The following is a 25,335-nucleotide window of genomic DNA, read 5'->3' as shown; positions in this document are numbered from 1 at the left end:
GTCATGGAAGCCCTGCTCGCCGTGATCGTCGGCATTCTTTTCGCTGCCGCCGTCTACATGCTGCTGCGCCGCTCCATCGTCAAGCTGGTGATCGGCCTGATGCTGCTGTCCAACGCGGCCAACCTGCTGGTCTTCGTCACCGCCGGGCTACGCCGTGGGGCTCCACCGCTGGTGCCCGAAGGACTCGCGGCGCCGCCAAGTGCCGTGGCCGATCCCTTGCCCCAGGCGCTGGTGCTGACCGCCATCGTCATCTCCTTCGGCGTGCTGTCCTTTGCCGTGGTGCTGGTGCGTCGTGCCTGGGAGCTGGTGCGCACCGACGACCTGGACCGGCTGCAGGATACCGACCGATGACGCCCTCCCTGGCCCTGCCGCTGCTGGTTCCGCTGCTGGCCGGTACCCTGTCGCTGGTGGCCTGGCGATGGCAGGCCCTGCAGCGAGCGATTGCGGTGCTGGGGACCTTGACGCTGCTGGCCTGCGGGCTCTGGCTGTTGGCCTCGGTCTGGCAGGACGGCATTCGGGTGCTGCAGGTGGGAGGCTGGCCTGCGCCCTTCGGTATCAGCCTGGTGGCCGATCTCCTGAGCGCCCTGATGGTGGTGATCACCGGCCTGATCGGCCTGGCCGTGGCGCTGTACTCGCTGGCCACGACCGGGAAGGGCCACGAGGCCTTCGGCTACTTTCCGCTGCTGCACTTGCTGCTGGCGGGGGTCGTCGGGGCCTTCCTCACCGGTGATATCTTCAACCTCTATGTGTGGTTCGAGGTGATGCTGGTGGCGTCCTTCGCCCTGCTGACCCTGGGCGGCGAGAAGGCGCAGATGGAGGGCGCCATCAAGTACGTCACCCTCAATCTGCTGTCATCGGTGATCTTCCTGATGGCCGTGGGGTTGCTGTACGGCCTGGTGGGAAGCCTGAACATGGCGCACGTCGCTCGACGGGTGGCGACGCTGGACGGTGGTCCCATCGAGGCGCTGGCGCTGATGTTCCTGGTCGCCTTCGGCATCAAGGCCGCGGCCTTTCCGCTGTTCTTCTGGTTGCCGGCCTCTTACCACACGCCGCCGGTGGCGGTGTCGGCACTGTTTGCCGGTCTGCTCACCAAGGTGGGAGTCTATGCCCTGTATCGCGTCTTCACGCTGATTTTCCCGCTCGGCTCCGGGCAAGCCCAGCAGATCCTGCTGTGGGGAGCGGGGCTGACCATGCTGACCGGCGTGCTGGGCGCCATGGTGCAGTTCGACCTGCGGCGTATCCTGTCCTTCCACATCGTCAGCCAGATCGGTTACATGCTGCTGGGGCTGGCGCTGTTCACGCCCCTGGCGGTGCTGGCAGGGATCTTCTATATCGTCCACCACATCATCGTGAAGTCGAACCTGTTCCTGATCGGGGGCATCGTTCATCGCCTGCATGGCAGCTACCGGCTGGAGCATCTCGGCGGGATGTATCACCGCTCGCCCTGGATGGCGGTGCTGTTCCTGGTGGCGGCGCTGTCGCTGGCCGGCATGCCGCCGCTCTCGGGGTTCTTCGCCAAGTTCCTGATCCTTCGTGCCGGGCTCGAGGCCGGCGCCTTCGGCGTCACGGCCATCGCCGTGCTGGTGGGCCTGCTGACGCTGTACTCGATGCTCAAGATATGGGCCGAGGTGTTCTGGAAAGCGCTGCCGGAGGGCTCGCCCCGCATCGCGGTCCTCGCTCGCGGCGAACGGTGGCTGATGCTGTTGCCGGTCGTGGGGCTGGCGGTGTGCACGCTGCTGATCGGCCTGCAGGCGGGGCCCCTCTATGGCATCGCCGAGGCCGCGGCCCAGCAGTTGCTGGCGCCCGAGCGCTATATCGAAGCGGTGCTGGGGGAGGAGATGGTGCCATGATCGCGGTGGTCTGGACCCTGCTGCTGGGGCTGGCCTGGATGGTACTGAGCGGCGACTTCAGCGGCCCGAGCCTGTTCGCCGGGCTGCTGTTCGCCTATCTGGCGCTGGCGGTTCTCCAGCCAGGAGTGCCGGCGCTTGCCGGCCATGCGCGTCGGCTACCGAGGTGGCTGGCCTTCGCCGGCTTCTTCCTGCGTCAGCTGCTGCTGGCGAACCTGCGCGTGGCGTATGACATCGTTACTCCGCCCTGGTATATGCGGCCGGGAGTGATCGCCATGCCGCTCAGGGCGCGCAGCGATTTCGAGATTGCCTTCGTCGCCAACCTGATTTCCCTGACGCCGGGTACGCTCAGTCTGGATGTCTCTGACGATCGTCGCGTGCTCTACATCCACGCCATGTTCCTGGACGACGAGCCGGCTCTGCGACGCGGTCTGGCCGAGCTGGAACGTCGGGCGCTGGCGCTGTTCCGCTAGGCCGTGTCCGTTGCCGCGGGTCTCGACCGGGAGGAGACCATGTCACTGTTGCTGTCGTTGTGCCTGCTGGCCTTGACCGTCGGTCTCGCCATGGCGCTGGTGCGCTTGTGCCTAGGGCCCAGCCTGCCGGACCGGGTCGTGGCGCTCGAGCTGTTTGCGACCCTGGTGGTTGGCATGATCGGCCTGCTGGCCATTGCCTATGGGGTGTCGGCACTGCTCGATGTGGCCATCGTCATGGCACTGATGGGCTTCATGGCGACCATCGGTTTCGCACGCTTCCTCGAACGCGGAGGGCAGCGAGATGATTGAAGTGCTGGTGGGAAGCCTGCTGCTGGCCGGGACCGGTTTCATGCTGGTAGCCGCATTGGGGGTGTGGCGCATGCCCGACCTGCTGACGCGCCTGCATGCCACGACCAAGGCGGCGACCCTCGGGGTGGCGTTGATCATGCTGGGAGTGGCTCTACACTTCGGCGAGGCGGGCGTGGTGGCTCGCGCTCTGGGCGTGGTGCTGTTCGTGATGCTGACCGCGCCGGTGGCGGCCCATGCCATCGGTCGAGCCGGTTATTTCGTGGGGGCGCGACCCTGGAGCGGCACCGTCAAGGACGAGCTCAGGCCCCACTACGATCCGCTGAACCATCGCCTTCATAGTGGCGTCGAGGAAGAGAGCGGGGGCCCGAGCGACCCGCCCCGCAACAGTTCCGACGTTCCTTGAGCGTCTCCGCCGGTCCCGGCGGACTTGCGTTCGCGTTCATTCGCTATATCCTGTACATTTATTGTACGACTTTTTATGCGTGTCCATGATTGGTGCCATCATGCGTCGCAAGGCCGATCTGCCCGCCAAGACATGTCCGACCTGCAGTCGTCCCTTTAGGTGGCGTCGCAAGTGGGCGCGCTGCTGGGAAGAAGTGCGCTACTGCAGCGAACGCTGTCGACGCGAGGCGCATCGTTCGGCGCGAGCCGGGAGGCAGGCATGAGCGTTGATCTGGTCTGGCTGCGCCAGGACCTGCGCCTGGCCGACAACCCGCTGTTCGGCGGTCCCCTCGACGAACACCTGCTCTGCGTCTACGTCCTCGACGAGCGCTGGCTGGCGGACGGTCGGCTGGGGTCGGCTCGTCTTGGTTTCCTGTGGCAGTGCTTGATCGAATTGCGGGGTTGCCTGCTCGCGCAGGGAAGCGACTTGCTGGTACGACTCGGCGATCCGGCCGATGAGGTAGCCAAGCTGGTCGCCTCGGAGGGGGCTGGACGCGTGCGGGTGCGTCATGACCCCGGCTGGGAAGAGGTGCGGGCGGTCGACCGCTTGCGCCACCGCCTTGCGAACGAGTGTCGGGTGGAGGTGCTGGAGAGCGGCATGCTGTTCTCGTCGGCCAGCCTGCCATTGGCCATCGAGGCACTGCCGGCCGGTTTCTCGGCGTTTCGCCGGAAGATGCGAGAGATGGTGCCCCAGCGTGGCATTCCGGCACCGGTGACCCTGCCGCCCTGGCCCCCTTCGGCGCCGCGGGGACTTCCGGCGCTTCGCCGCGTGTGTCCTCGTGCAGATCGCTGGCGCGCCTCGCCCCGGGGTGGCTTTCGCTTCACCGGCGGCGAGGCGGCGGGGCGCGCGCGGTTGGACGATTACCTGTGGGGCAGCGGGGCCGTGTCGCACTATGCCCACACCCGCAATGGCCTGGTGGGGGCCGACTTCTCCAGCCGTCTCTCGCCATGGCTGGCTCATGGCTGCGTGTCTGCCGCCCAGGTCAATGATGCGTTGCATGCCTGGGAAACGGAGCACGGCGATAGCGAGTCGAGTCGCTGGCTGCGCTTCGAGCTGCTATGGCGGGAGTATTTCCATTGGGCGGCCCGGCAGGACGGTCGCACCCTCTACGGGCGCGAAACGGCGCCGCTCGGCGGAGACGCCTTCGCGGCCTGGTGTCGAGGCGAGACCGGTCTGCCGTTCGTCGATGCCGGCATGCGCGAGCTTGCCGATACCGGGTGGCTATCGAACCGGGCACGACAGAACGTGGCCAGTTTCCTCGTGCATGACCTGAACGTCGACTGGCGACTGGGCGCCGCCTGGTTCGAGCGCTGCCTGATCGACTACGACGCCGCCAGCAACTGGGGTAACTGGGGCTATATCGCGGGCCGCGGGCGACACGTCAGGGCGCACCGCTTCGAGGTGCTCGATCAGGCCGAGTGCTACGATCCTCACGGCGACTATGCGGTTCGATGGTGTCCCGAACTGTCGAGCCTGCCCGCGGGGGAAGCCCGTCATCGGCCCTGGCGACATGCTCCTGCCACCTTTCCACCGCCGTTGGCACCGTCGACCCGATAGCGCCCGACGCGATGCGCGCTGGGTCCTTCGATCGTCTGCCTGATCCTGACGTATGCCACCCGGGTTCGAGGGTAGCGCTTGCCGCGACTGGTCTGAGCGTTCGATCTGGGCGATCATCGGGGCCTGTTTTCGCCAAGGAACGTCGTTGACATGCTGCCCCCGCTCTTGTTTCTCGTACTGCTGTGCGCCAGCCTGGCCGGCTGCCAAGGCCTTGCCACGCCCCATGCCGAGGCCGCTTCGCAAGCCCCTGCGTCAACCGGTACCGGGCCCGATGATCGGATCGATCGTCCTGAACAAGCGCGGGATTTCGCCGCCTGGCGGCGCGACTTTCGGCGTCTGGCTCAAGAGGAGGGCGTCGGCGCGTCGACCCTGGCGTACCTCGACGAATTGCATTATCTCCCGCGTGTCATTGAACTGGATCGGCGCCAGCCAGAGTTCGTACGCCCGATCTGGGAGTATCTGGATGGGGCGATATCGGCGAACCGGGTGAGTGCCGGCCAGGCCCGGCTCGCCGAACATCGCCAGGCGGCGCGACAAGCGGCCGAGCGATTCGGCGTGCCTGCCGAGGTGCTGGTCGCCATCTGGGGGATCGAGAGCAGTTACGGCGGCTATCAGGGCGACTTTTCTACCCTCGATGCCCTGGCGACCCTGGCCTTCGACGGTCGACGCCGCGAGTTCGCCCGCGGCGAGCTGTTGGCGGCGCTGCGTATCCTGGAGGCAGGCGACGTGCCCGCCGAGCGTATGGTGGGGTCGTGGGCCGGCGCCATGGGGCATCCGCAGTTCCTGCCGTCGAGCTATCTGGCTCACGCGGTGGACGGCGACGGTGACGGCCGACGCGACATCTGGGGCAGCGTCCCCGATGTCCTGGCGTCGATCGCCGGCTATCTCGACGAGGCCGGTTGGCGGTCGAGCGAACCCTGGGGAACCGAGGTCGTGCTGCCGGCGGACTTCGACTATTCGCTGACCGAGCCGACGATTCGCCGCACCTCCGCCGAGTGGGCCGCCGTCGGCGTGCACCCGCGGGGCGGCGGTGCCCTGCCGTCGCTGGACGACGCGGCTGTGATCGCCCCGGCGGGGGCGCGAGGGCCGGCCTTCCTGATTGGCCACAACTTCCGGGTCATCCTGCGCTACAACAATGCCACCAGCTATGCGCTGGCGGTGGCCGTGCTGAGCGACGCCATCGCCGGTCGCCCCACCATCCGCGGCGACTGGCCGCGTGGAGAGCCGCCACTGCGGCGCACCGAGGTCCGTGATCTGCAGCGCCGGCTCAATGCGCTCGGCTTCGACGTCGGTGAACCGGACGGCATCCTCGGTCCCAATACCCGGCGCGGGCTGCGGGGCTTCCAGCGTGAGCTCGGCGTGATCCCGGACGGCTTTGCCACCCGGGCCCTGCTGGAACGGCTGCAGGAGGTGACGCCATGAGGCGCATGGCGTGGCTGTTGGCGGCGGCACTGTGGCCGACACTGGCGGCCGCCGAGGCTCCCGAGCGCGTGGTGGGCTGGGTCGAGCCGGTGACCCTGATGCCTTGGGATCTGCCCTTCGAGGCCAAGCTGGACAGTGGCGCCTTGACCTCGTCGCTGGATGCCCGCGACATCCGCGCCTTCGACAAGGCGGGCGAGCCTTGGGTGCGCTTCCGGCTGCAGCTCGAAAACGACGCCGAGGGCGAGACCTTTGCCATGACCCTCGAGCGCCCCCGCGCTCGGCGCATGGTGGTGCGCGGCGCCGGCGGACGCGATGAGCGGCCGGTGGTGTTGCTCGATGTCTGCGTGGGCGGCGTGATCTACGAGGAGGAGTTCAGCCTTCGCGACCGTTCGTCCATGAACTATCCGATGCTGCTGGGGCGGCAGACCATCGGCCACCTGGGGCGCCTGGACGTGGCACGCACTCACCTGACCGAGCCGCGCTGCGACGGCAGCGCCCCGCGGGTGCCCCATGCGCCTGAAGGTGGTGACCCGAACGATCAGGGCGACCACGACGCATCAGAATAGGCGTGCCAGCAGGGCGGTCACGGCGGTCTCCACCCGCAGGATGCGCGGGCCCATGTGGATACCGCGGCAGCCGGCCTCGAGCAGCCGCTCTACCTCCCAGGGGATGAAGCCGCCCTCCGGGCCGACCACCAGCAGCGTGTCCTCCCCGATGCCGCGGGGGCAGGCCTCCGGCATGCCCGGGTGGGCCAGCAGGCCCCGGCGGTCGGCCAGCAGGCCCGGTAGCGCATCCTCGACGAAAGGTCGAAAGCCCTTGGCCAGCGTCACCCTCGGCAGCCGAGTATCCCGGGCCTGCTCGAGCCCCAGCACCAGGTGGCGATAGATTTTCTCCTCGCCAAGCTCCGGTGACTGCCAGTAGCTCTTCTCCACCCGCCGGGTGTTGAGCAGCGTCAACTCCTTCACGCCCAGCGCAGTCACGTGTTCGAGGGTGCGGGCGAGCATCCGTGGGCGGGGCAGGGCCAGCACCAGGTGCACCGGCAGGGCCGGCGGCGGTGCCTGGTCGAGTCCGGACACCTCGAAGACTGCCTCTGTCTCACTCAGGCTCAGCAGCTCGCCGCGCCCCAGGGTGCCGCCTTCGATGCCAAGCGTCATCGCGTCGCCGGCCCGGGCCCGATGGACCTCCCTGAGATGCACGAGCCGACGAGGGTCTCGGACCCGGGCCAGGCGGTCGTTCTCGATGTCGTCGGGCGAGAGCAGGATCAGGTTCATGTGGCCTCGGTAGTGGGCTATCGGCGTCGGGCGTGGCGGCGCGAGCGTGGCATTAAATCCGCCTTTCCCTTGCATGGGAGGTGGGGCGGTGCACAATACCTGCATAAGGAGGCGTCCGCCTACCCGAATCGAACAAGGAGCAGCGCCGTGCGCGTGATTCGCAAGTATGCCAACCGCCGGCTCTATGATACCGAACAGAGCCGCTATGTGACCCTCGAGGACCTGCGCAAGCTGATCCTCGACGAGGTGCCCTTCCGGGTCGAGGACGCCAAGAGCGGCGAGGACCTGACCCGTACCATCCTGCTGACCATCATCATCGAGCAGGAACAGGCCGACGGCGACGCCCAGGTGTTCTCCAACGACCTGCTGGCCCAGTTCATCCGGGTCTACAACATGGCCCAGCCGCTGCCTCTGGCGCGTTACCTGGAGCAGGGCACCCGGCTGATGATGGAGCAGCAGAAACACATGCAGGATCAGTGGCAGCAGGCCATGCGCCATACTCCCATGGAACTGATGCGCGAACTGGCCGAGGAAAACATGCGCTTCTGGCAGCAGAACCTCGGCGGCCAGGCCGGCAAGGGCCGCAAGGACGACGACGACGCCTGACACAGGCGTTGCCCGAAGGCGAGGGCTGCGGCTGCCTCCCGGCAGGCCGGCCACGGATAGACCGCGTCGCTTCGTCAAGCGACGCGGGATACCGGAGGGCCACGTCGGGACTGCATCGGAGAGCAGGCCATGGCACCCACGCGACGGCCTGTCCTCGGCAGGGGCTAGTCTTCCAGGTGTCCAGGTGTCCAGGCGTCGGCTGGCTTGCCCGAGTTTCCCCCAGGGCGGCGTCAGCGGCCGCTTTCTGACATAATGCCGCGACGTTTTCCCCGTGTTTCCCGTGTAGTGAGGTAGAGCAGCGGATGAAGGTTCTGATCATCGGCGGCGGTGGCCGCGAACATGCCCTGGCCTGGAAGGTCGCCCAGTCGCCACGGGTCGAGACCGTCTACGTGGCACCGGGCAACGCCGGCACCGCCCGGGAGCCCGGCCTCGAGAACGTGGCCATCGGCGCCGAGGACCTGGACGGCCTGGTCGCCTTCGCCAGCGAGCAGGCCATCGACCTGACCATCGTCGGCCCCGAGGCCCCGCTGGTGGCCGGCGTGGTCGACCGCTTCCGCGATGCCGGTCTGGCGATCTTCGGTCCCACCGCCGGCGCCGCCCAGCTCGAGGGGTCCAAGGCCTTCACCAAGGACTTCCTGGCCCGCCATGCGATTCCCTCCGCCGAGTACCGTACCTTCGTCGCGGTCGAGCCGGCCCTGGCCTATCTCGCCGAGAGGGGAGCGCCGATCGTCATCAAGGCCGACGGCCTGGCGGCCGGCAAGGGCGTGATCGTGGCCATGACCCTCGAGGAAGCCGAAGCGGCGGTGCGCGACATGCTCGAGGCCAACGCCTTCGGCGATGCCGGTGCGCGGGTGGTCATCGAAGACTTCCTCGACGGCGAGGAGGCCAGCTTCATCGTCATGGTCGACGGCGAGACGGTGCTGCCCATGGCCACCAGCCAGGACCACAAGCGCGCCTACGACGACGACCAGGGCCCCAACACCGGCGGCATGGGCGCCTACTCCCCGGCGCCGGTGGTCACCGAGGAGGTCTTCGAGCGCATCATGGCACGCGTCATCCAACCCACGGTGCGTGGCATGGCCGAGGAAGGTCACCCCTACACCGGTTTCCTGTACGCCGGGCTGATGATCGACGCCGAGGGCAATCCCCGAGTGATCGAGTACAACTGCCGCTTCGGCGATCCCGAGACCCAGCCGATCATGATGCGCCTGCAGTCCGACCTGGCCGAGCTGTGCCTGGCCGGGGCCCGCGGCGAGCTGGCCGGCCATTCCTGCGAGTGGGATGCCCGTGCCGCGGTCGGCGTGGTGCTGGCCGCCGGCGGCTATCCCGGCAGCTACCGCAAGGGCGACGCCATCGAAGGGCTCGACGCCGCCGAGGCCGCCGGCAGCAAGGTCTTCCATGCCGGCACCGCCGAGGGCGAGGCGGGCGAGGTGCTCACCGCCGGCGGCCGCGTGCTGTGCGTTACCGCCCTGGGCGAGGGTGTCTCGATGGCCCGCGACCTGGCCTACCGCGGCGTGGAAGAGATCCGCTGGCCGGACGCTTTCCATCGCGGCGACATCGCTCACCGTGCCATCGCCCGGGAAGGCGGCAAGGGCTGAGCGGCCGGACGACATGCATCACGAGGAGGCGGCATGGAGCGCGTGAAACTGGTCTTCCCCGAAGCGGACCTCTGCCATCGGCATCCGTTGTCGGTACGCATCACCGACATGAACTATGGCCGGCATCTCGGCCATGATGCCGTGGTGTCGCTGATGCACGAGGCCCGTGTTCATGCGCTGGACGCTCTGGCACTTGCCGAGGGCGACATGGGGGGCTACCCCTGCGTGGCGGCCGACCTCGCGGTGCAGTATCAAGCCGAATCACGCTGGCCCGAGGCGCTGGTCGTCGAGACCGCCATCCCGGCCCCGGGGCGCCGCGCCATCGCCGTCTACCATCGCATCCGCCGGGTCGCGGACGAGCGCACCGTGGCCACGGCGCGGATCAACCTGATGCTGGTGGATCCCGCCACCGGGCGCCCGGTGGCGGTGCCCGATCTCGTCTGCGAGCGCCTGACGGGGAGAGCCTGATGTCACGAGAGTACCCGATCATTGCCGTGACCGGTTCATCCGGGGCCGGCACCACCACCGTCAAGCGCACCTTCGAGCGCATGTTCGCCCGCGAGGACGTGCATGCCGCCTTCGTCGATGGCGACGCCTTCCATCGCTATACCCGCCAGGAGCTGGCACGCATCTTCCGCGAGGAGCCCGAGCGCAAGGACGAGCTCTCTCACTTCGCCGTGGAGGCCAATCTGCTCGACCGCCTGGAGGAGCTTTTCCAGGAGTACGGCGCGCACGGCACTGGCACCTATCGCCACTACATCCACGCCGAAGACAAGTCGATGATCGAGGCCGGCTACCAGGTGGGCACCTTCACCGAGTGGCAGCCGTTGCCCACGGGCACCGACCTGCTGTTCTACGAGGGGCTGCACGGTGGCCTGGTGACGGCCGAGCATGATATCGCCCGTCATGCCGACCTGCTGGTTGGGGTCGCGCCGACCATGAACCTGGAATGGATCCAGAAGATCGATCGCGACATGCGCTATCGCGGCTATTCCCAGGAGGCGGTGATCGATACCATCCTGGGCCGCATGGACGACTACGTGCGCTACATCCAGCCGCAGTTCTCGCGCACCCATATCAACTTCCAGCGTGTGCCCACGGTGGACACCTCCAACCCCTTCGAGGTGCAGGACATCCCCGCCGATGCCGAGTCCTTCGTGGTGATCCGCTTCCGGGATCCCGCCACGGTGGACTTTCCCTACCTGCTGGCGATGATCCACGAGTCCTTCATGAGCCGACCGCATACCCTGGTAGTGCCGGGATCGCGCATGTCGCTGGCCATGGAGCTGATCCTGGGGCCGCTGGTGCGCCACCTGCTGGCCCAGCGGCGTTTCCGCTGAGTTCTTCACTCCATTCCCTGTTCGTTATCCGTCGAGGAGCACGCCCCCATGGACTGCCTGTTCTGCAAGATCATCGACCGCGAGATTCCCGCCGAAATCGTCCATGAAGACGATGAAGTGCTGGCTTTCAAGGACCTCAATCCCCAGGCCCCGACCCATGTGCTGATCGTGCCCAAGCGCCATATCGCCACCCTCAACGATATTCAGGAGGACGGTGACCTGGCGCTGGTGGGGCGGCTGCAGTTCACCGCCGCCAAGCTGGCCAAGCAGGCTGGCTTCGCCGAGGACGGCTACCGGGTGGTCATGAACTGCAATGAACAGGGCGGCCAGACCGTCTATCATATCCACATGCACCTGATGGGCGGTCGACGCTTTACTTGGCCGGCTGGGTAGTCGGCAAGCGGCGCCTCGCCGCTATTGACGCGGTGTTCGACGCATCAGGTGCTGCCCGTGGCCATTCCCTTCGGATCGCTTTCCCCGCGCCGCTGCCTTCCGGCGGCGTGGCGTCGGGGAACTGCCCGCGCCAGGACGGCTCGGTTACAATGAGGCCATCATCGATTCAGGGGGTGTCATGAACCGTCAGTATTCCCGTGCCGATCACCTGGTGCGTCAGGGCGATGCCGTGCTGCGCACCCTGCTGCCCGGAGCGGCCCAGGCCTCGCGTCCTTCGCCGGCTACCCCGGAGGTGCGCGATGACGCGCTGGACGAGGCCGAGCGTCGCCACGCCGAAGGGCTGATGCGCATCAATCATACCGGTGAGGTCTGTGCCCAGGCGCTCTACCAGGGCCAGGGGCTGACCGCCAAGCTGCCCGAGATCCGCGAGCAGATGGAAGCGGCCGCCCAGGAGGAGATCGACCACCTGGCCTGGTGCGAGGCGCGTCTCACCGAGCTCGACGGCCACACCAGCCGCCTCAACCCGCTGTTCTACGCCGCTTCCTTCGGCATGGGCGCATTGGCCGGGGCGGTCGGTGATCGCGTCAGCCTGGGCTTCGTCGCGGCCACCGAGGAGCAGGTAGGTCGCCACCTCGATGCCCACATGGACGAGCTACCGTCCGGGGACCATCGCTCGCGAGCGGTGCTGCGCCAGATGGCCATCGACGAGGCCCATCACGCCGAGCAGGCGCTGGCGGCCGGAGGCGCGCGTTTCCCGGCACCGGTGCAGGCCGGCATGCGCCTGATGTCCAAGGTGATGACCAAATCGGTCTACAGGCTCTAAGCTGGAAGTGTGAAGCCGTAAGCTGGAAGAAACCCCAAGAAGCGACCCCCACCCCGAGCTTGCCAGGGTGGGGGTCGCTTTTTCTTTCAGCTTCAAGCTTACGGCTCCGCCGCGCGGCGGCGGGCTAGTCCATGTTGCGGGAGTAGAAGATCTCCAGCATCTCCTTGCGCAGCCGGCTCTCGATGTCCCGGGCCTCCTCGAAGCTGATGTCGCGCCGGGAGGTGCCGAACAGGTAGTTGTCCAGCTCGAAGTCCTTGAGCAGCATCTTGGTGTGGAACATGTTCTCCTGATACACGTTCACGTCCACCATCTGGTAGGCCCGCTTGGTGTCCTCGGCCAGGTAGTCCTGGATGGAGGTGATGTCGTGGTCGATGAACAGCTTCTTGCCGTCCACGTCACGGGTGAAGCCGCGCACCCGGTAGTCCATGGTCACGATGTCGGAATCGAAGCTGTGGATCAGGTAGTTGAGCGCCTTCAGCGGGCTGATCTGGCCGCAGGTGGAGACGTCGATGTCCAGGCGGAAGGTGCTGATGCCGTTGTCCGGATGCGACTCGGGGTAGCTGTGCACCGTGACATGGCTCTTGTCGAGGTGGGCGACCACGGTCTCCGGCAGCGGTCCCGGGCCGGGCTCCATCTGCTCGGGGTCGGCCTCTTCCAGCTCGTGCTCGGCGATCAGGATGGTCACGCTGGCCCCGTGGGGCTCATAGTCCTGGCGCGAGATGTTGAGCACATGAGCGCCGATGATGTTGGTGACGTCCTTGAGGATCTGCGTCAGGCGCTCGGCGTTGTAGAGCTCATCGATGTAGTCGATGTAGGCGCGGCGCTGCTCCTCGGTCTTCGCGTAGCAGATATCGTAGATGTTGAAGCTCAGGGAGCTGGTCAGGTTGTTGAACCCGTGGAGTCGGAGATTGTCGGTCATGTCCGAACCTCCCAAAGTGGCAGATGTTGTCATCCCGACGGTGGCGCCGGAACCCCTGACGATCGAAAGGCGCGTATTATGCACACCCCATCGTGACGGCGCACCCGCGACGGCGGATTTTTTTGCCGGCGTGGCCATCGGGGCGGAGCGCCGAACCGCCCACCCCGGCGATGAGCGAGCGGTGCGGCGTCAGTCCTCGACGATCGTGAAGGAGTGCGTCACTTCCACGCCGCCCTTGGCCAGCATGATCGAGGCGCTGCAGTACTTGTCGGCGGAGAGCTCCACGGCGCGCTTGACCTGCTTCTCCTTGAGCCCCTGGCCGCTGACCGTGAAGTGAATGTGGATCCTGGTGAATACGCTGGGCACGCTGTCGGCGCGCTCGGCCTCGATGCTGGCCACGCAGTCCGACACCGGGGCGCGGGACTTCTCGAGGATCTCCAGCACGTCGAAGGAGGTGCAGGCGCCCATGCCCATCAGCAGCATCTCCATGGGGCGCGGGCCGGTATTGCGGCCGCCGTGATCGGGCGGACCGTCGATGACCACGCTGTGGCCACTGCCGGCCTCGGCGACGAACTGGCGACCATCGGTCCATTTGACGCTGGCTTTCATAAGCGGAGTTCCTTCCTGTTGGTTAAACGCGCGGCTCCACCGTGGCCGCTGCCGGCTTTCCATCCCCCCTGGCGATGAACTGACGACCATCGGCCTATTTGACGCTGGCGTTCATACGCAGGGTGTCCTTCTGGTGTGGGGAATGGGCGGCTCGGCAGCATATCAGCTGGCGGCGCTCGACTCAGCCCGGCCGTGCCCGCAGGGCTCGATCCAGGGCCTCGAGGCGGGCCGGGGTGCCGACATCGACCCAGGCGCCGCGATGATGGTGGCCGGCGACCCGACCCGCGTCCATGGCCGCGCGCAGCAGCGGGGCCAGGGCGAAGGCGCCGTCGCCGTGGTCCGCGACCAGCGCCGGGTCGAGCAGCGCCAGGCCGGCATAGGTCAGGCGCGGCTCGCCGGTCGGGTGGACGCGCCCGGCGGCGTCGAGGCGGAAGTCACCGTCCGGATGATGGTCGGGATTGTCCACCAGCACCAGGCGGGCGAGGTCCTGGCCCAGTGGCGCGAGGGTGTCCGGCGCGATATCGCACCAGACGTCGCCGTTGACCAGCCAGAAAGGCGCATCCCCGAGCAGCGGCAGGGCCCGGCGGATACCGCCGCCGGTCTCCAGCGGCGCCTCCTCGCGGCTCCAGGCGATCGTCACGCCGAACTCGCGGCCGTCGCCCAGCGCCTCGATGATCTGCTCTGCCCGGTAGCTGACGTTGATCACCACTTCCCGTATGCCGGCGGCCGCCAGGCGCTCCAGATGATGAACGATCAGCGGCTTGCCGGCCACCGGCAGCAGCGGCTTGGGGCAGTGATCGGTAAGCGGGCGCATGCGGGTGCCGAGCCCGGCGGCCAGGATCATCGCCTTCATGCTGTGCCCTCCCGATCGAGGCCGCTTTTCGCCAGTCGCGCCGCCAGGGCGGGGCGGAAGGCGTCGGCGAGCCAGGTCTTGAAGGCGTCGTGGCCGTCGAGGTCGGCAAGCGCATCCTCGAGATGAGTGAGGAAATGCGGCAGGCGGGCGAGATAACCTTCGCGATGGTCGCGCAGCGTCAGTCGGCAGAAGATGCCCAGCACCTTGAGCGCGCGCTGGGCGGCCATGGCGGCGACCTGGGTCCGGAAGGCCTCCGCGCCGACGGTCGGCTCGAGCCGGCCGTCGGCCACGGCGCGGCGTCGAAAGGCCTCGATCCACTCGGCACGCCGGGCGGCCTCGAAGCGGCAGTAGCGGCCGTGGAGCAGAGAGATCAGGTCGTAGCTGAGCGGGCCGGCCACGGCGTCCTGGAAGTCGATCAGGTAGAGGGCCTCGTCCACCACCATCAGGTTCATGGCGTCATAGTCGCGGTGCACGGTGACCGTCGGCTGGGCCAGGGCGCTCTCGATCAGCGACTCGCGAAGCGACGTCCAGCCGGACGGCGGTGAGGTCTGCAGCCAGCGTTCCAGGCACCACTCGGGAAAGAGGTCGAGTTCGCGGCCGAGCAGGGCGGCGTCGTAGGTCGGCAGGTCGTCCGGGGTGGCGCGGTTCTGCAGCTCATGGATGAGCGCCAGAGCGGCGTCGTGCCAGGCCAGGGTGGCCGGATCGTGCTCGTCCTCGAAACGGGTCTGCAGCGGCGTGTCGCCGAGGTCGTCGAGCTCCAGGAAGCCGGCCTCGAGATCCACGGCGTGCAGCTTGGGCACCGGAAGCCCGGCCGCCGCCCAGGCTCGGTCGATGGCCACGAAGGGAGCGCTGTCCTCGCGCTCCGGCGGGGCGTCCATCAGGATGCGGGTGGAGGCGTCCGGCAGGGTCAGCCGATAATAGCGACGGAAGCTGGCGTCGCCGGCGGCCAGTCGCAGGTTCACGGCCTGCAGGGCGAGTCCATGGTGCTGGGCGGCCCAGTGGCGCAATTGCGTCTGGCGGGCGAGGGCATCGGCCTCTGGCATCTTCACCTCTCGATGTCCGGTGGTGGGGCGCCGGTTGACGGCCCCGGAGCGTCGCCGCATGCTGAGGCCCGACGTCGTCGGCGTGACAGGGGCTCGTCGGCGGGACAGGTCGCATGGGGCCTGTATAATACCGATTCACTCCACCAAGGACATCGTGGAACATGGCCAAGCGACCCTCCCGGACGGCCCTGGCAGGCCTGGTGACCTCGAGCCTGATCAGTGCCCCCGTGCTGGCGGCGCCCCCCGAGCCGCTGCCGGCCGATCAACTGGACTGGCAGCCTTGGGGGGACGACCGTCCCGCCGGCGCCGTGTGCCGGGGGCGCTATGTGATGCCCGACTATCGTCTGGCGCTGCCCCCCGAGGGACAGGTCTCCAGCGAGGCGGACAGCGGCGAGTATGGCGCCGAGGGCGGGACTCGGCTCAGCGGTGAGGTGGTGCTGCGCCGTGGCGATACCCAGCTCGAGGCGCCCCGCGTCAACCTGCCTGCGGCCCGCGACCGGGTGCTGGCCGAGGGCCCGGTGGCGCTGCGCGACCGCAACCTGCTGGTGCGCGGCGATGCCGCCGAATTTTCGCTGGAGAACGACGCGGCGAGCATCGACAGCGCCCACTACGTGGCCCATGAACAGCGAGTGCGTGGCGACGCGGTACGCCTGGCGCGCCTGGAGGATGGCCGCTACCGGCTTCGCGAGGCGAGCTTCACGAGCTGCGAGCCGGGTAGCGAACTGTGGCGGCTGGTGGGTAACGACATTCTACTGGATCGCGCCAATGGGTTCGGCACCGCCAGGCATGCGCGCCTGGAGGTCGGCCACGTGCCGGTGTTCTACTGGCCCTGGGTGCGCTTCCCCCTCGACGATCGCCGCCAGACTGGCTTCCTGTGGCCGGTGATCAGTGCCTCCGGCGATGGCCTCGACTATGCCCAGCCCTTCTACTGGAATATCGCGCCCGATCAGGATGCCACCCTGACGCCGCGCTGGATCAGCGATCGCGGCTGGCTGCTGGGCGGCGAGTATCGCTACCTCTTCCCGTCCGATGCCGGCACCCTGGAAGGCGCTTACATGGCCGACGACCAGCGTGCGGGACAGGAAGCCTCGGACGGCTCCGCCCTGGAAGATGGTGACGATCGCTGGTACCTGGATTTTCGCCATGCCGGTCGCTTTGATGCGCGCACCGACTATCGTCTGCGCTACGGTGCCGCCAGCGACGGTGCCTACTTCGACGATTTCGGGCAGGACTTCGCCGAGCGGGATACCAACCACCTGTCACGCCTGGCACGGCTCGACTATCGCGGCGACGTCTGGCGCCTGCAGGCCAAGGCCCAGGGGTATCAGAGGCTCGATGATCCGCTCAAGGAGGGCGACAAGCCCTTCTACCGCCTGCCGAGCCTGGATGCTCGTGCCCGCTGGTCGCAGAACAGCGGTTTCTATCAGGAGTGGGCCTCCAACCTCACCTATTTCTGGCGTGATATCGAGGGCGACGAGAATGGGGTCTACGATTTCAAGGACGGTCAGCGCACCATCCCGGTTCGCGAGGCGGCCAACGGGGCCCGGCTGCGGTTGACCCCGGCCGCCGGCTGGCGCTTCGATGACAGCTGGGGCTATCTCGAACCGCGCTTCGAGCTCGCTCACCTGTCCTACGACCTGGACTACGGCGATCGTGAGACCGAACGTGGCACCACGCCTTCGCTGACGGTGCCGGTGGCCTCCGTCGACGGCGGCCTGGTCTTCGAGCGCGATCTGAGCGTCGGCGGCGATGCCTACCGCCAGACCCTGGAGCCGCGGCTCAACTACGCTTACGTGCCGGGCCGCGACCAGACGGAATTCCCGGACTTCGACACCGGTGAGCGCAACTTCTCATGGCAGCAGCTGTGGTCGCCGGATCGTTTCACCGGCGGCGACCGGGTGGGCGATCTCAATCGTCTCTCCTATGGCGTGGAGAGCCGCCTGCTCGAGGACGCCAGCGGCCGCGAGCGCCTCTCGCTGGGCCTCGGCCAGGCGTTCTACTTCGAGGATCGTCACATCGACATGGCCGGGGATCCCGATACGCTGCCGGCGGATCGCGACTCCTTCGACTATTACGCCGCCACCCGCGAGCGCTCGCCGCTGGTCACTCGCCTCGACTGGCGACTGAGCGATGCGTGGCGGACGCGCTGGGAGTGGCTGTATGACGACCATCGGTCGCGCACCGAGCAGGCCAGCTGGGACCTGCAGTATCGAGCCGAGGCTGGCCACGTGCTCAACCTGGGCTACCGCTGGGAGATCGAGGGCTTCGATCTGTCCGAGGAAGATGCCGAAGACGTGCGCGGCTACAACCGCGAGGAAGTCGACGTCTCCGGGGCCTGGAAGGTCACCCCGCGTGTCGACCTGATTGGCCGAGTGGTCTACGACCACACCAATGACCGGACCCTGGAACAGCTGGCGGGTGTGCAGTGGAACGACTGCTGCTATGGTCTGCAGCTGGTATGGCGCAAGTGGATCGACGACGAGGACACCGCCAACACCATCGCCGATGACACCACCGATCGCGGGTTCTTCCTGCGCTTCGTGTTCAAGGGGCTGGGTGGCGTCGGCGGCGAGGCCGCGAGCTACTTCGATGGCAGCGTGCCAGGGTATCGCGGCGCCGCCCTCGAGCGGCGTTGAGCGCTATCCGGCGACGCGACCAACCGGCCGAATTCCGGCCTCGACAGGCAAACCGATACCGAACGAGAGGAAACACCGACATGCGCAGCCGACAACTCGCCACCCTGCTGCTCGCCCTGCTGCTGGCGGCCACGCCCCTGACCGGGCTGGCCCAGCAGGTGCGACAGCCTTTGGATCGCATCGTGGCGGTAGTCAACGAAGGCGCCATCATGGCCTCGCAGCTCGAGGACCGCTTTATCCAGACCAAGCGGCAGCTGAGCGCCCGGGGCGTCGAGCTGCCGCCGGACGACGTGCTGCGCCAACAGGTGCTGGACCGCCTGGTCGTCGAGGAGATTCAGCTGCAGATGGCGCGAGAGGCCAATCTGAGCGTCGACGATACCGAGCTCAATCGCCAGGTGCGTGCCATCGCCCAAGGCAACAACATGACCCTTGACCAGTTCGCCGATGCCCTGGAGGCCGACGGCCTGTCGCTCGGCGTCGTGCGCGACCAGGTGCGCCGCGAGCTGCTGATGCGCGAGATTCAGCAGCGCCGCGTCGGCAGCCGGGTCAGCCTCTCCGAGCGTGAGGTCGATCGCTTCATCGAGCAGCAGGGCGGAAACATGAGCCGTGACCAGGCCCGCCAGGCGCTGTTCCAGCGCAAGGCCAACGACGAGATGGAAGACTGGATCCAGGAGATTCGCAGCGAGGCCTTCGTCGACGAGCGTCTCGAGCCGGGCGCATGAACGATGCCCCGGTCATCGCCCTGACCACCGGGGAACCGGCCGGCATCGGCCCGGAGCTCGCGGTGATGCTGGCCGCCGATGGGCCGGTCGACGGGGCGACGAGCCACCGACGGGTGGCGGTGGGCGACCCCGAGCTGCTCGCCGAGCGTGCCGCGTCCCTGGGACTTGCCCTGGAAATCGTCGAGCTGGCCCCGGGGGAGCCGGTGCCGGAGACGCAACCCGGCGTGCTGCCGGTGTGGCCGGTGGCGCTGGCGGCTCCCTGCCGCGCCGGGGTGCTGGACACGCGCAACGCCGACTACGTGCTCGAGACCCTGGACCGGGCAGTGTCGGCCTGCCGCGCCGCCGATGCCGCCGGGATGGTCACCGCGCCGCTGCACAAGGCGGTGATTCGCGAGGCCGGTCACGTCGGCTTCACCGGCCATACCGAATATCTGCGCGACGCCTGTGGCGTCGACGAGGTGGTAATGATGCTGGCCACCGATCGGGCGCTGCACGCCGTCGGCCCCGACGGGAAGGGCGCGTCGGCGCTGCGGGTGGCGCTGGCCACTACCCATCTGCCGCTGCGCGAGGTGAGTGATGCCGTGACGTCCGAGCGTCTGACGCGTATCCTGCGCATCCTCGACGCCGACCTGCGGCGCTGGTTCGGCCTTGAAGCGCCGCGTATCGCCGTGTGCGGCCTCAATCCGCACGCCGGCGAGGGCGGTCACCTGGGCCGCGAGGAGCTGGAGGTGATCGCCCCGACTCTCGCGGCACTGCGTCATGAGGGCTTGACCCTTGACGGGCCGCTGCCGGCCGATACCCTGTTCACCCCGCGCCACCTGGCCGAGGCCGACGCCGTGCTGGCGATGTATCATGATCAGGGCCTGCCGGTGCTCAAGTATGCCGGCTTTGGCCGCGCCGCCAACATCACCCTGGGGCTGCCGCTGGTGCGCACCTCGGTGGATCACGGTACCGCCCTCGACCTGGCCGGCCGCGGTCTCGCCGATCCCGGCAGTCTCATGGTCGCCGAAGCGCTCGCCGCCGACATGGCCCGTCGAGGCAGCCGCGGCTGAACGGCCTCCCGATTCGAACAGAAGGACAGAGTGCATGGCATCCCGCCCCCAGGGTCATCGCGCCCGCAAGCGCTTCGGCCAGAACTTCCTGCGTGACCCCGGCATCATTTCACGACTGGTGCGCGCCATCGGCGCCCGCCCGGGCGAGCGGCTGGTGGAGATCGGCCCCGGCCAAGGCGCGCTGACCGAGCCGCTGCTGGAGGCGGCCGGCGATCGCCTCGAGGTCATCGAGCTGGACCGTGACCTGATTCCGGGGCTACGCGTGCAGTTCTTCGACAAGCCTGGTTTCGTCATTCACGAGGGGGATGCCCTCAAGGTCGATTTTCGCGAACTGCGCGGCGAGGGCCCGCCGCTGCGGGTGGTGGGCAATCTGCCCTACAATATTTCCACGCCGCTGATCTCCCACCTGCTTGAGGCCGGTGATGCCGTGTCCGACATGCATTTCATGCTGCAGAAGGAGGTGGTCGAGCGCCTGGCGGCGCCGCCAGGCGGCGGCGAGCGGGGCCGTCTCTCGGTGCTGGCCCAGTACTACTGCTCGGTCGAATCGCTGTTTACCGTGCCACCGGAGGCGTTCGTGCCAAGGCCCAAGGTGGAATCGGCCATCGTGCGGCTGATGCCCCATGCCCAGATACCACACCCGGCGCGGGACGAAACGCTGCTGTTCACCGTGGTGCGCGAGGCCTTTGCCCAGCGCCGCAAGACGCTGCGCAACAACCTCAAGACTCGGCTCGACGCCGAGGCCATCGAGGCGCTCGGCATCGAGCCGAGCCGGCGGCCCCAGACCCTGAGCGTGGAGGAGTTCGTGCGCATCGCCAACTACCTGGCCGAGAAGGGAGACGCCTCATGACGGCAACGGCCCTGGGCGAGGAGATTCACGTGGACGTGGAGCCGGCCTTCCGGGAGGATGAATCTGCCCCTGAGGAGGACCGCTTCGTGTTCAGCTATACCATCACCGTGCACAACCACTCCGGCCACAGCATGCAGCTGCTGGCGCGCCACTGGAAGATCACCCAGAGCAGCGGCGAGATCCAGGAGGTGCGCGGCAAGGGCGTGGTGGGGCAGCAGCCGCTGATCGGCCCCGGTCAGACCTTCCGCTATACCAGCCGGGCGATCCTGGATGGTCCGGTGGGGGTGATGGAGGGCGCCTTCACCTGCGTCGATACCGCCTCCCAGCGTCCCTTCGAGGTCGCCATCGCCCCCTTCCGGCTCGCCGGTCCCAACCAGGTTCACTGATCACCGCATCGCGCACGAGGAGCGTCATGACCACCTACGCCGTCGGCGATCTCCAGGGGTGTCACGAAGAGTTCGTGGCCCTGCTCGAGCGCCTCGACTTCGACCCCCGCCGCGACGAGGTATGGCTGGCCGGTGACCTGGTCAATCGCGGCCGCGGCTCGCTGGACTGCCTGCGCGAGGCGATGGCCCTGGGCGATGCCGCGCGGGTGGTGCTCGGCAACCACGACCTGCACCTGCTGGCGGTAGCGCGAGGCGGGGCACGGATCAAGCGCAAGGATACCCTGGACGCCATCCTGGCAGCGCCGGATCGCGAGCGTCTGCTCGACTGGCTGCAGAGTCGCCCGCTGGTGGTGCACCAGGGCGACACCCTGATGAGCCACGCCGGACTGCCGCCGCACTGGAGCCCGGAACAGGGCGAGGCGCTGGCCGAGGAGGTCGCAGAGCGGCTCGGCAGCGAGCGGTCCGGCGCCTTCCTCGAGGGCATGTACGGCAACGAGCCGGCCCGCTGGCGTGACGACCTGGATGGCCTCGATCGGCTGCGGGCCATCGTCAACACCTTTACCCGCATGCGTTTCATCGCCGCCGACGGCACCCTCGACTTCAGCGCCAAGGAGGGGCTCGACAGCGCGCCGCCCGGCTTCGCCCCCTGGTTCCAGTATCCGCGCGACGACGATCCGCGGCTGCTGTTCGGACATTGGGCGGCCCTGGAAGGGAAAACGCCCGGCAGCCGGGTGCGGGCCGAGGCCCTGGATACCGGCTGCGTATGGGGCGGTGCACTGACCGCCCTCGATCTCGAGACCGGCGAGCGGGTCAGCGTGCCCAGCCGCCACTGATTCCTTCTTTTTCCCCGGAGGCCCGATGACTGCCGCGACCTTCCAGCACCTGGACATTCCCACCCTGGCCGAGTGGCTCGATGGCGACGCGCCCCTGACCCTGGTCGATATCCGCGACCCGGCGAGCTTCGCCGCCGGGCACATTCCCGGCTGTCGCCACCTGGACAACGACAGTGTGCCGGCACTGCTGGCCGAAGCGCCTCGCGAGATACCGCTGGTGGTGGTCTGCTATCACGGGCACTCCAGCCAGCAGGCCGCCGCCTGGCTGGCCGGGCAGGGCTTCACCGACGTCTACAGCCTCGACGGCGGCTTCACCGACTGGCAGCACCGCCTTCCCGAGCGGGTGGAGGCCTGAGCTTGGCGACCTGCCGCGACCCGCGGTTGACCGGTTTGACCGTCTATCGGGTCGGTGGCGCCGTGCGTGACGCTCGGCTCGGCTGGCCGGTCACCGACGTCGACTGGGTCGTGGTCGGTGCCACCCCCGAGGCCATGACGAAGCGCGGGTTTCGCGCCGTGGGGCGCGATTTCCCGGTCTTCCTGCATCCCGAGACCCAGGAAGAGTTTGCCCTCGCGCGTACCGAGCGCAAGTCGGGGCATGGCTATACGGGCTTCGAGGTGCATGCCAGCCCCGAGGTCAGCCTTGAACAGGACCTGGCGAGACGTGACCTGACCATCAACGCCATGGCGGAATCGCCGGAGGGCGAGCTGGTCGACCCCTACGGGGGAGAGGCCGACCTGGAGGCTCGGGTGCTGCGCCATGTCTCGCCGGCGTTCGTCGAGGATCCGCTGCGGGTGCTGCGCACCGCACGCTTCCTGGCCCGCTATGCCGGGCTGGGCTTCGTGATCGCCCCGGAGACGCGAGAGCTGATGCGACGGCTCGCCGCCAGCGGTGAGCTGGGTCACCTGGTGGCCGAGCGCGTCTGGACCGAGACAGAGAAGGCCCTTGGCGAGCCATGGCCGGACGTCTACTTCCAGGCCCTGCACGACTGCGGGGCCCTGGCGGTGCTGTTGCCGGAACTGTCCGCGGACGCCGAGGCGCTGGACGAGGCCCTGGGACGGCTGGCTCGGTTGCCCGAGGATATTCCAGCCGATGAGGAGGCGTGCTGGCGCTGGGCGCGCCTGGTCGAGCATCTCGACGTCGACGCGCGCCGGGGGCTGTCCGAGCGCCTCAAGCTGCCCAAGGTGCCGCGCAGGCTGGCCGCCCAGGCCGCGTTGACCCGCCGCCTGGTAGAGGAGGCGCGCTCCGAGGAACTGGATGGCGCGCACGTCATGGCCTGGCTCGACGGCATTGACGCCTGGCGCCACGCGGAACGGGTGGCGCCGCTGATCAGCCTGGTGAGCATGGAAGAGCCGGCGCTGGCTGAGGACCTGGCGCTGGCCTGGCGGCTGGCGGGGCAGATCCTGCCCCGTGGGCTGGTCGAGGAAGGCTATCAGGGCCGGGCGCTGGGCGAGGAACTGGCTCGGCGCCGTCGCGGCGCCATCGACGAGGTGCTGGCGGCCTGAACCTCAGGCCAGCGGCAGGTGATGCTCCCGCCATACGAACTCCACCGGCCACAGGGCCTGGTCGTCGGCGTCGAACGCCGCCCACAGCTCGGCGTAGCGGATCTCGTCCAGCGGGTGGCGGGCATCGGGCAGTAATTCCGCCAAGGGTTTCAGCACGAAGGCATGATGGCGGATCTCGGCGCGCGGCAGGGCGATCCCGTCGTGCTCGCCGCACAGGTCGCCGACGGTCAGCAGGTCGACGTCCAGGGTCCGGGGGCTGAACTTGGGGCTGTCCGGACGGCGGCCGTTGGCGAATTCCAGCCGCTTGCACCAGGCCGCCAGCTCGCCCACCGACCAGTCGCTGTCGAACGTCGCCACCAGGTTGTAGAAGTTGCGGCCGTCCTCGAAGCCTACCGGCTCGCTTTCGTAGACCCGCGACAGGCGCAAGGCGTCGAAGGTGTCTGCCAGCGCGTCGAGGCAGGCCCGCACGTGGCGTTCGCGCTCGATGTTGCTGCCGATGCTGACGGTGACGCGAGCCATCAGCTTGCGCTCCGTTCGCCACGTTCGATGCTGACGCCCACGGCGGTCGCGGCGGGCACTGCTCCGGGTTTGCGCAGGGTCAGGCGCAGCCAGGGGATGCCGAACTCGCGGCGCAGCGTGTCGGCCAGTCGTTCGGCAAAGGTTTCCACCAGCTCGAAGCTGTGCTCGGTGCCGAAGGCCTGGACGCGTTCGCTGATGGCCGCATAGTCGAGGGTCATGGCAATGTCGTCATTCGCCGCCGCGGGGCGGATATCGGTGGCCAGTGTCAGGTCGAGTACCAGGGTCTGGGTGATGGTGCGTTCCCAGTCATAGACGCCGATCACGGTGTCGACCTTCAGCGCTTCGATCAGTACGAGATCCATCGATAGGGTTCCGAGCCGTTGGAAGGGCGGCGGCAGTGCCGGATTGGGCGGCGATTGTACGATAGCGAGACGGCCGGTGACAGTGTCCTGCGCTGTTCCCGTCCCTTCATGGCTGGCAGAATCGGTGCCTCATCCCTGTGAGGCCAGGCCGTGCTGTCTCAACTCGAACTCGTGCTGCCGCTGATGGCGCTGGGCTATCTCAGCGGCACCTGGCTGGGGGCGATCACGGTGTGTCGCCTCGCCGGGCGGAGTGATCCCCGGCTGGCCGGCTCCGGCAATCCCGGCTTCTCCAACGTGTTGCGCCTGCACGGCAGTCGGCTGGCCTTGGCCACGCTGCTCGTCGATGCCGTCAAGGGCATGCCAGTGCTGGGGCTGGCAATACTGCTGGGCTTGCCGCCTTGGGGGCAGGGGCTGGTAGGGCTCGGCGTGCTGTTGGGCCACAGTTATCCGGTGTGGTATCGCTTCCGTGGCGGCAAGGCGGTGGCCAGCGCCTTCGGCGTCATGCTGTTGCTGACGCCGGGAGTGGCGCTGTGCTGCGCCGCCCTGTGGAGCCTGCTGGCCTGGCGGGTGCGCACCGCGGCGGTGGCCTCGCTGGCCAGCGCGGCCATGGCCCCGCTGGCGGCGATCTGGCTGGCGCCGGAGTACGTGCCGGTGGTGATCGGCTTCACGCTGCTGGTGCTCGGCCGCCACGCGTTGAACATACGGCGGCTGGGGCGCGGTGACGAGCCGGGGCTGTAGCCGGGCTTCGCCCGGAGCCGGAAGATTGTCCGCTACGCGGACGTAAGCTGGAAGAGCCGGGCTTCGCCCGGAGCTGTAAGCTATAAGCTTGAAGCTGGAAGAAAACGCTTGACCCCATGATGTCGGGGCCCATGCTGGCTTCCAGCTTCCAGCTTCCAGCTTCCAGCTTCCAGCTTCCAGCTTCCAGCTTCCAGCTTCCAGCTTCCAGCTTCCAGCTTCCAGCTTCCAGCTT

At 68.1% G+C, this 25,335-nt stretch carries 31 protein-coding genes; 24 read left to right on the top strand and 7 right to left on the bottom strand.

Annotation, left to right across the window (positions count from 1 at the left end; all coding sequences use genetic code 11):
* Positions 1 to 3: 3 nt before the first annotated feature.
* From FHR96_RS19190 to FHR96_RS19150, 9 genes are all read left to right on the top strand, one after another.
* Complete coding sequence (locus FHR96_RS19190; RefSeq protein WP_183389335.1) at positions 4 to 351, top strand: Na+/H+ antiporter subunit C; 348 nt, start codon at positions 4 to 6, stop codon at positions 349 to 351.
* Positions 348 to 1,850 carry a Na+/H+ antiporter subunit D gene (locus tag FHR96_RS19185; protein ID WP_183389334.1) on the top strand — a complete coding sequence of 501 codons (1,503 nt, stop codon included), beginning with the start codon at positions 348 to 350 and terminating at the stop codon, positions 1,848 to 1,850. Before FHR96_RS19190 ends, FHR96_RS19185 begins: the two co-directional genes overlap by 4 nt.
* On the top strand, positions 1,847 to 2,320 hold the full coding sequence (locus FHR96_RS19180; protein ID WP_183389333.1) for a Na+/H+ antiporter subunit E: 474 nt from the start codon (positions 1,847 to 1,849) through the stop codon (positions 2,318 to 2,320). Before FHR96_RS19185 ends, FHR96_RS19180 begins: the two co-directional genes overlap by 4 nt.
* 39 nt (positions 2,321 to 2,359) lie before the next feature.
* Positions 2,360 to 2,629: a monovalent cation/H+ antiporter complex subunit F gene (locus FHR96_RS19175; RefSeq protein WP_183389332.1), complete on the top strand. Its 270-nt coding sequence runs from the start codon at positions 2,360 to 2,362 to the stop codon at positions 2,627 to 2,629.
* Positions 2,622 to 3,032, top strand: a complete 411-nt coding sequence (mnhG, locus tag FHR96_RS19170) for a monovalent cation/H(+) antiporter subunit G (protein ID WP_183389331.1) — start codon at positions 2,622 to 2,624, stop codon at positions 3,030 to 3,032. Before FHR96_RS19175 ends, mnhG begins: the two co-directional genes overlap by 8 nt.
* 85 nt (positions 3,033 to 3,117) lie before the next feature.
* Positions 3,118 to 3,294 carry a DUF2256 domain-containing protein gene (locus FHR96_RS19165; protein ID WP_343066384.1) on the top strand — a complete coding sequence of 59 codons (177 nt, stop codon included), beginning with the start codon at positions 3,118 to 3,120 and terminating at the stop codon, positions 3,292 to 3,294.
* On the top strand, positions 3,291 to 4,628 hold the full coding sequence (locus tag FHR96_RS19160) for a DASH family cryptochrome (protein WP_183389330.1): 1,338 nt from the start codon (positions 3,291 to 3,293) through the stop codon (positions 4,626 to 4,628). Before FHR96_RS19165 ends, FHR96_RS19160 begins: the two co-directional genes overlap by 4 nt.
* A 150-nt stretch (positions 4,629 to 4,778) precedes the next feature.
* Positions 4,779 to 6,050, top strand: coding sequence for a lytic murein transglycosylase (locus FHR96_RS19155; RefSeq protein WP_183389329.1), 1,272 nt, complete (start codon positions 4,779 to 4,781; stop codon positions 6,048 to 6,050).
* 5 nt (positions 6,051 to 6,055) lie between these two features.
* A complete protein-coding gene (locus tag FHR96_RS19150) occupies positions 6,056 to 6,616 on the top strand; it encodes an ATP-dependent zinc protease family protein (protein WP_379685228.1) in 561 nt (186 codons plus the stop codon).
* Here FHR96_RS19150 and FHR96_RS19145 read toward each other — a convergent pair.
* On the bottom strand, positions 6,608 to 7,321 hold the full coding sequence (locus tag FHR96_RS19145) for a 16S rRNA (uracil(1498)-N(3))-methyltransferase (RefSeq protein ID WP_183389327.1): 714 nt from the start codon (positions 7,319 to 7,321) through the stop codon (positions 6,608 to 6,610). The two genes, FHR96_RS19150 and FHR96_RS19145, sit on opposite strands and share 9 nt — an antisense overlap.
* Before the next feature lie 147 nt (positions 7,322 to 7,468).
* Between FHR96_RS19145 and phaR the strand changes: the two genes are divergently transcribed.
* The 6 genes from phaR to coq7 all read left to right on the top strand — a co-directional run bounded on the left by phaR (position 7,469) and on the right by coq7 (position 12,081).
* A complete protein-coding gene (gene phaR / locus FHR96_RS19140; protein ID WP_183389326.1) occupies positions 7,469 to 7,927 on the top strand; it encodes a polyhydroxyalkanoate synthesis repressor PhaR in 459 nt (152 codons plus the stop codon).
* Positions 7,928 to 8,229: 302 nt separating this feature from the next.
* Positions 8,230 to 9,525 carry a phosphoribosylamine--glycine ligase gene (gene purD / locus FHR96_RS19135; protein ID WP_183389325.1) on the top strand — a complete coding sequence of 432 codons (1,296 nt, stop codon included), beginning with the start codon at positions 8,230 to 8,232 and terminating at the stop codon, positions 9,523 to 9,525.
* 33 nt (positions 9,526 to 9,558) lie between these two features.
* Complete coding sequence (locus tag FHR96_RS19130) at positions 9,559 to 9,993, top strand: acyl-CoA thioesterase (RefSeq protein WP_183389324.1); 435 nt, start codon at positions 9,559 to 9,561, stop codon at positions 9,991 to 9,993.
* Positions 9,993 to 10,865 (top strand): phosphoribulokinase, encoded by an 873-nt coding sequence (locus tag FHR96_RS19125; RefSeq protein WP_183389323.1) that lies wholly within the window; start codon positions 9,993 to 9,995, stop codon positions 10,863 to 10,865. Before FHR96_RS19130 ends, FHR96_RS19125 begins: the two co-directional genes overlap by 1 nt.
* Before the next feature lie 48 nt (positions 10,866 to 10,913).
* Entirely contained in the window at positions 10,914 to 11,258 is a 345-nt protein-coding gene (locus tag FHR96_RS19120) for a histidine triad nucleotide-binding protein (protein WP_183389322.1), read from the top strand.
* A 178-nt stretch (positions 11,259 to 11,436) separates the two neighbouring features.
* Positions 11,437 to 12,081: a 2-polyprenyl-3-methyl-6-methoxy-1,4-benzoquinone monooxygenase gene (gene coq7 / locus FHR96_RS19115; RefSeq protein ID WP_183389321.1), complete on the top strand. Its 645-nt coding sequence runs from the start codon at positions 11,437 to 11,439 to the stop codon at positions 12,079 to 12,081.
* A gap of 124 nt (positions 12,082 to 12,205) precedes the next feature.
* On the opposite strand, the gene speD is transcribed toward coq7, so the two are convergent.
* The 4 genes from speD to FHR96_RS19095 form a co-directional block, all read right to left on the bottom strand.
* Entirely contained in the window at positions 12,206 to 13,000 is a 795-nt protein-coding gene (speD, locus tag FHR96_RS19110; protein ID WP_183389320.1) for an adenosylmethionine decarboxylase, read from the bottom strand.
* Positions 13,001 to 13,189: 189 nt separating this feature from the next.
* Positions 13,190 to 13,609, bottom strand: a complete 420-nt coding sequence (locus tag FHR96_RS19105) for an OsmC family protein (protein WP_183389319.1) — start codon at positions 13,607 to 13,609, stop codon at positions 13,190 to 13,192.
* A 181-nt stretch (positions 13,610 to 13,790) separates the two neighbouring features.
* Positions 13,791 to 14,462, bottom strand: a complete 672-nt coding sequence (gene murU / locus FHR96_RS19100; protein WP_183389318.1) for an N-acetylmuramate alpha-1-phosphate uridylyltransferase MurU — start codon at positions 14,460 to 14,462, stop codon at positions 13,791 to 13,793.
* Complete coding sequence (locus tag FHR96_RS19095) at positions 14,459 to 15,505, bottom strand: aminoglycoside phosphotransferase family protein (protein ID WP_183389317.1); 1,047 nt, start codon at positions 15,503 to 15,505, stop codon at positions 14,459 to 14,461. Before FHR96_RS19095 ends, murU begins: the two co-directional genes overlap by 4 nt.
* A gap of 161 nt (positions 15,506 to 15,666) precedes the next feature.
* On the opposite strand from FHR96_RS19095, the gene FHR96_RS19090 reads away from it, so the two are divergent.
* The 8 genes from FHR96_RS19090 to FHR96_RS19055 all read left to right on the top strand — a co-directional run bounded on the left by FHR96_RS19090 (position 15,667) and on the right by FHR96_RS19055 (position 23,484).
* On the top strand, positions 15,667 to 18,141 hold the full coding sequence (locus FHR96_RS19090) for an LPS-assembly protein LptD (protein WP_183389316.1): 2,475 nt from the start codon (positions 15,667 to 15,669) through the stop codon (positions 18,139 to 18,141).
* Between the two features lie 80 nt (positions 18,142 to 18,221).
* On the top strand, positions 18,222 to 18,863 hold the full coding sequence (locus FHR96_RS19085; protein WP_183389315.1) for a SurA N-terminal domain-containing protein: 642 nt from the start codon (positions 18,222 to 18,224) through the stop codon (positions 18,861 to 18,863).
* A complete protein-coding gene (gene pdxA / locus FHR96_RS19080; protein WP_183389314.1) occupies positions 18,860 to 19,915 on the top strand; it encodes a 4-hydroxythreonine-4-phosphate dehydrogenase PdxA in 1,056 nt (351 codons plus the stop codon). Before FHR96_RS19085 ends, pdxA begins: the two co-directional genes overlap by 4 nt.
* Positions 19,916 to 19,949: 34 nt before the next feature.
* Positions 19,950 to 20,762, top strand: coding sequence for a 16S rRNA (adenine(1518)-N(6)/adenine(1519)-N(6))-dimethyltransferase RsmA (gene rsmA, locus FHR96_RS19075; RefSeq protein WP_183389313.1), 813 nt, complete (start codon positions 19,950 to 19,952; stop codon positions 20,760 to 20,762).
* Positions 20,759 to 21,148: a Co2+/Mg2+ efflux protein ApaG gene (apaG, locus tag FHR96_RS19070; RefSeq protein ID WP_183389312.1), complete on the top strand. Its 390-nt coding sequence runs from the start codon at positions 20,759 to 20,761 to the stop codon at positions 21,146 to 21,148. The genes rsmA and apaG overlap by 4 nt, the downstream gene beginning before the upstream one ends.
* A 26-nt stretch (positions 21,149 to 21,174) precedes the next feature.
* Positions 21,175 to 21,981, top strand: a complete 807-nt coding sequence (locus FHR96_RS19065; protein WP_183389311.1) for a symmetrical bis(5'-nucleosyl)-tetraphosphatase — start codon at positions 21,175 to 21,177, stop codon at positions 21,979 to 21,981.
* 25 nt (positions 21,982 to 22,006) lie between these two features.
* Positions 22,007 to 22,336, top strand: a complete 330-nt coding sequence (gene glpE, locus FHR96_RS19060; protein WP_183389310.1) for a thiosulfate sulfurtransferase GlpE — start codon at positions 22,007 to 22,009, stop codon at positions 22,334 to 22,336.
* A gap of 2 nt (positions 22,337 to 22,338) precedes the next feature.
* Entirely contained in the window at positions 22,339 to 23,484 is a 1,146-nt protein-coding gene (locus FHR96_RS19055) for a tRNA nucleotidyltransferase/poly(A) polymerase-related protein (RefSeq protein ID WP_281378422.1), read from the top strand.
* A gap of 3 nt (positions 23,485 to 23,487) precedes the next feature.
* Here the strand turns inward: FHR96_RS19055 and folK are convergent, their stop codons facing one another.
* Positions 23,488 to 24,003, bottom strand: a complete 516-nt coding sequence (gene folK, locus FHR96_RS19050) for a 2-amino-4-hydroxy-6-hydroxymethyldihydropteridine diphosphokinase (RefSeq protein WP_183389309.1) — start codon at positions 24,001 to 24,003, stop codon at positions 23,488 to 23,490.
* Positions 24,003 to 24,365, bottom strand: coding sequence for a dihydroneopterin aldolase (folB, locus tag FHR96_RS19045; protein ID WP_183389308.1), 363 nt, complete (start codon positions 24,363 to 24,365; stop codon positions 24,003 to 24,005). The genes folK and folB overlap by 1 nt, the downstream gene beginning before the upstream one ends.
* Positions 24,366 to 24,515: 150 nt before the next feature.
* On the opposite strand from folB, the gene plsY reads away from it, so the two are divergent.
* Complete coding sequence (plsY, locus tag FHR96_RS19040; RefSeq protein ID WP_343066383.1) at positions 24,516 to 25,103, top strand: glycerol-3-phosphate 1-O-acyltransferase PlsY; 588 nt, start codon at positions 24,516 to 24,518, stop codon at positions 25,101 to 25,103.
* The last annotated feature ends 232 nt before the right edge of the window (positions 25,104 to 25,335 follow it).

Source organism: Halomonas organivorans, assembly GCF_014192055.1.
Taxonomy (GTDB): domain Bacteria; phylum Pseudomonadota; class Gammaproteobacteria; order Pseudomonadales; family Halomonadaceae; genus Halomonas; species Halomonas organivorans.
The sequence above is the reverse complement of the archived record's forward strand: the minus strand, read 5'-3'. Positions and strand labels throughout refer to the sequence as shown.

Excerpts from the sequence above, each read along its gene's own strand:
- FHR96_RS19065 (WP_183389311.1), top strand. The coding sequence starts at position 21,175 with ATGACCACCTACGCCGTCGGCGATCTCCAGGGGTGTCACGAAGAGTTC.
- speD (WP_183389320.1), bottom strand. The coding sequence starts at position 13,000 with ATGACCGACAATCTCCGACTCCACGGGTTCAACAACCTGACCAGCTCC.
- pdxA (WP_183389314.1), top strand. The coding sequence starts at position 18,860 with ATGAACGATGCCCCGGTCATCGCCCTGACCACCGGGGAACCGGCCGGC.
- FHR96_RS19155 (WP_183389329.1), top strand. The coding sequence starts at position 4,779 with ATGCTGCCCCCGCTCTTGTTTCTCGTACTGCTGTGCGCCAGCCTGGCC.
- FHR96_RS19165 (WP_343066384.1), top strand. The coding sequence starts at position 3,118 with ATGATTGGTGCCATCATGCGTCGCAAGGCCGATCTGCCCGCCAAGACA.
- FHR96_RS19095 (WP_183389317.1), bottom strand. The coding sequence starts at position 15,505 with ATGCCAGAGGCCGATGCCCTCGCCCGCCAGACGCAATTGCGCCACTGG.
- folB (WP_183389308.1), bottom strand. The coding sequence starts at position 24,365 with ATGGATCTCGTACTGATCGAAGCGCTGAAGGTCGACACCGTGATCGGC.
- FHR96_RS19175 (WP_183389332.1), top strand. The coding sequence starts at position 2,360 with ATGTCACTGTTGCTGTCGTTGTGCCTGCTGGCCTTGACCGTCGGTCTC.
- FHR96_RS19185 (WP_183389334.1), top strand. The coding sequence starts at position 348 with ATGACGCCCTCCCTGGCCCTGCCGCTGCTGGTTCCGCTGCTGGCCGGT.
- glpE (WP_183389310.1), top strand. The coding sequence starts at position 22,007 with ATGACTGCCGCGACCTTCCAGCACCTGGACATTCCCACCCTGGCCGAG.
- FHR96_RS19090 (WP_183389316.1), top strand. The coding sequence starts at position 15,667 with ATGGCCAAGCGACCCTCCCGGACGGCCCTGGCAGGCCTGGTGACCTCG.
- FHR96_RS19150 (WP_379685228.1), top strand. The coding sequence starts at position 6,056 with ATGGCGTGGCTGTTGGCGGCGGCACTGTGGCCGACACTGGCGGCCGCC.
- FHR96_RS19160 (WP_183389330.1), top strand. The coding sequence starts at position 3,291 with ATGAGCGTTGATCTGGTCTGGCTGCGCCAGGACCTGCGCCTGGCCGAC.
- FHR96_RS19180 (WP_183389333.1), top strand. The coding sequence starts at position 1,847 with ATGATCGCGGTGGTCTGGACCCTGCTGCTGGGGCTGGCCTGGATGGTA.
- purD (WP_183389325.1), top strand. The coding sequence starts at position 8,230 with ATGAAGGTTCTGATCATCGGCGGCGGTGGCCGCGAACATGCCCTGGCC.
- rsmA (WP_183389313.1), top strand. The coding sequence starts at position 19,950 with ATGGCATCCCGCCCCCAGGGTCATCGCGCCCGCAAGCGCTTCGGCCAG.
- murU (WP_183389318.1), bottom strand. The coding sequence starts at position 14,462 with ATGAAGGCGATGATCCTGGCCGCCGGGCTCGGCACCCGCATGCGCCCG.
- folK (WP_183389309.1), bottom strand. The coding sequence starts at position 24,003 with ATGGCTCGCGTCACCGTCAGCATCGGCAGCAACATCGAGCGCGAACGC.
- FHR96_RS19130 (WP_183389324.1), top strand. The coding sequence starts at position 9,559 with ATGGAGCGCGTGAAACTGGTCTTCCCCGAAGCGGACCTCTGCCATCGG.
- coq7 (WP_183389321.1), top strand. The coding sequence starts at position 11,437 with ATGAACCGTCAGTATTCCCGTGCCGATCACCTGGTGCGTCAGGGCGAT.
- FHR96_RS19120 (WP_183389322.1), top strand. The coding sequence starts at position 10,914 with ATGGACTGCCTGTTCTGCAAGATCATCGACCGCGAGATTCCCGCCGAA.
- apaG (WP_183389312.1), top strand. The coding sequence starts at position 20,759 with ATGACGGCAACGGCCCTGGGCGAGGAGATTCACGTGGACGTGGAGCCG.
- FHR96_RS19085 (WP_183389315.1), top strand. The coding sequence starts at position 18,222 with ATGCGCAGCCGACAACTCGCCACCCTGCTGCTCGCCCTGCTGCTGGCG.
- FHR96_RS19125 (WP_183389323.1), top strand. The coding sequence starts at position 9,993 with ATGTCACGAGAGTACCCGATCATTGCCGTGACCGGTTCATCCGGGGCC.
- FHR96_RS19145 (WP_183389327.1), bottom strand. The coding sequence starts at position 7,321 with ATGAACCTGATCCTGCTCTCGCCCGACGACATCGAGAACGACCGCCTG.
- FHR96_RS19105 (WP_183389319.1), bottom strand. The coding sequence starts at position 13,609 with ATGAAAGCCAGCGTCAAATGGACCGATGGTCGCCAGTTCGTCGCCGAG.
- mnhG (WP_183389331.1), top strand. The coding sequence starts at position 2,622 with ATGATTGAAGTGCTGGTGGGAAGCCTGCTGCTGGCCGGGACCGGTTTC.
- FHR96_RS19190 (WP_183389335.1), top strand. The coding sequence starts at position 4 with ATGGAAGCCCTGCTCGCCGTGATCGTCGGCATTCTTTTCGCTGCCGCC.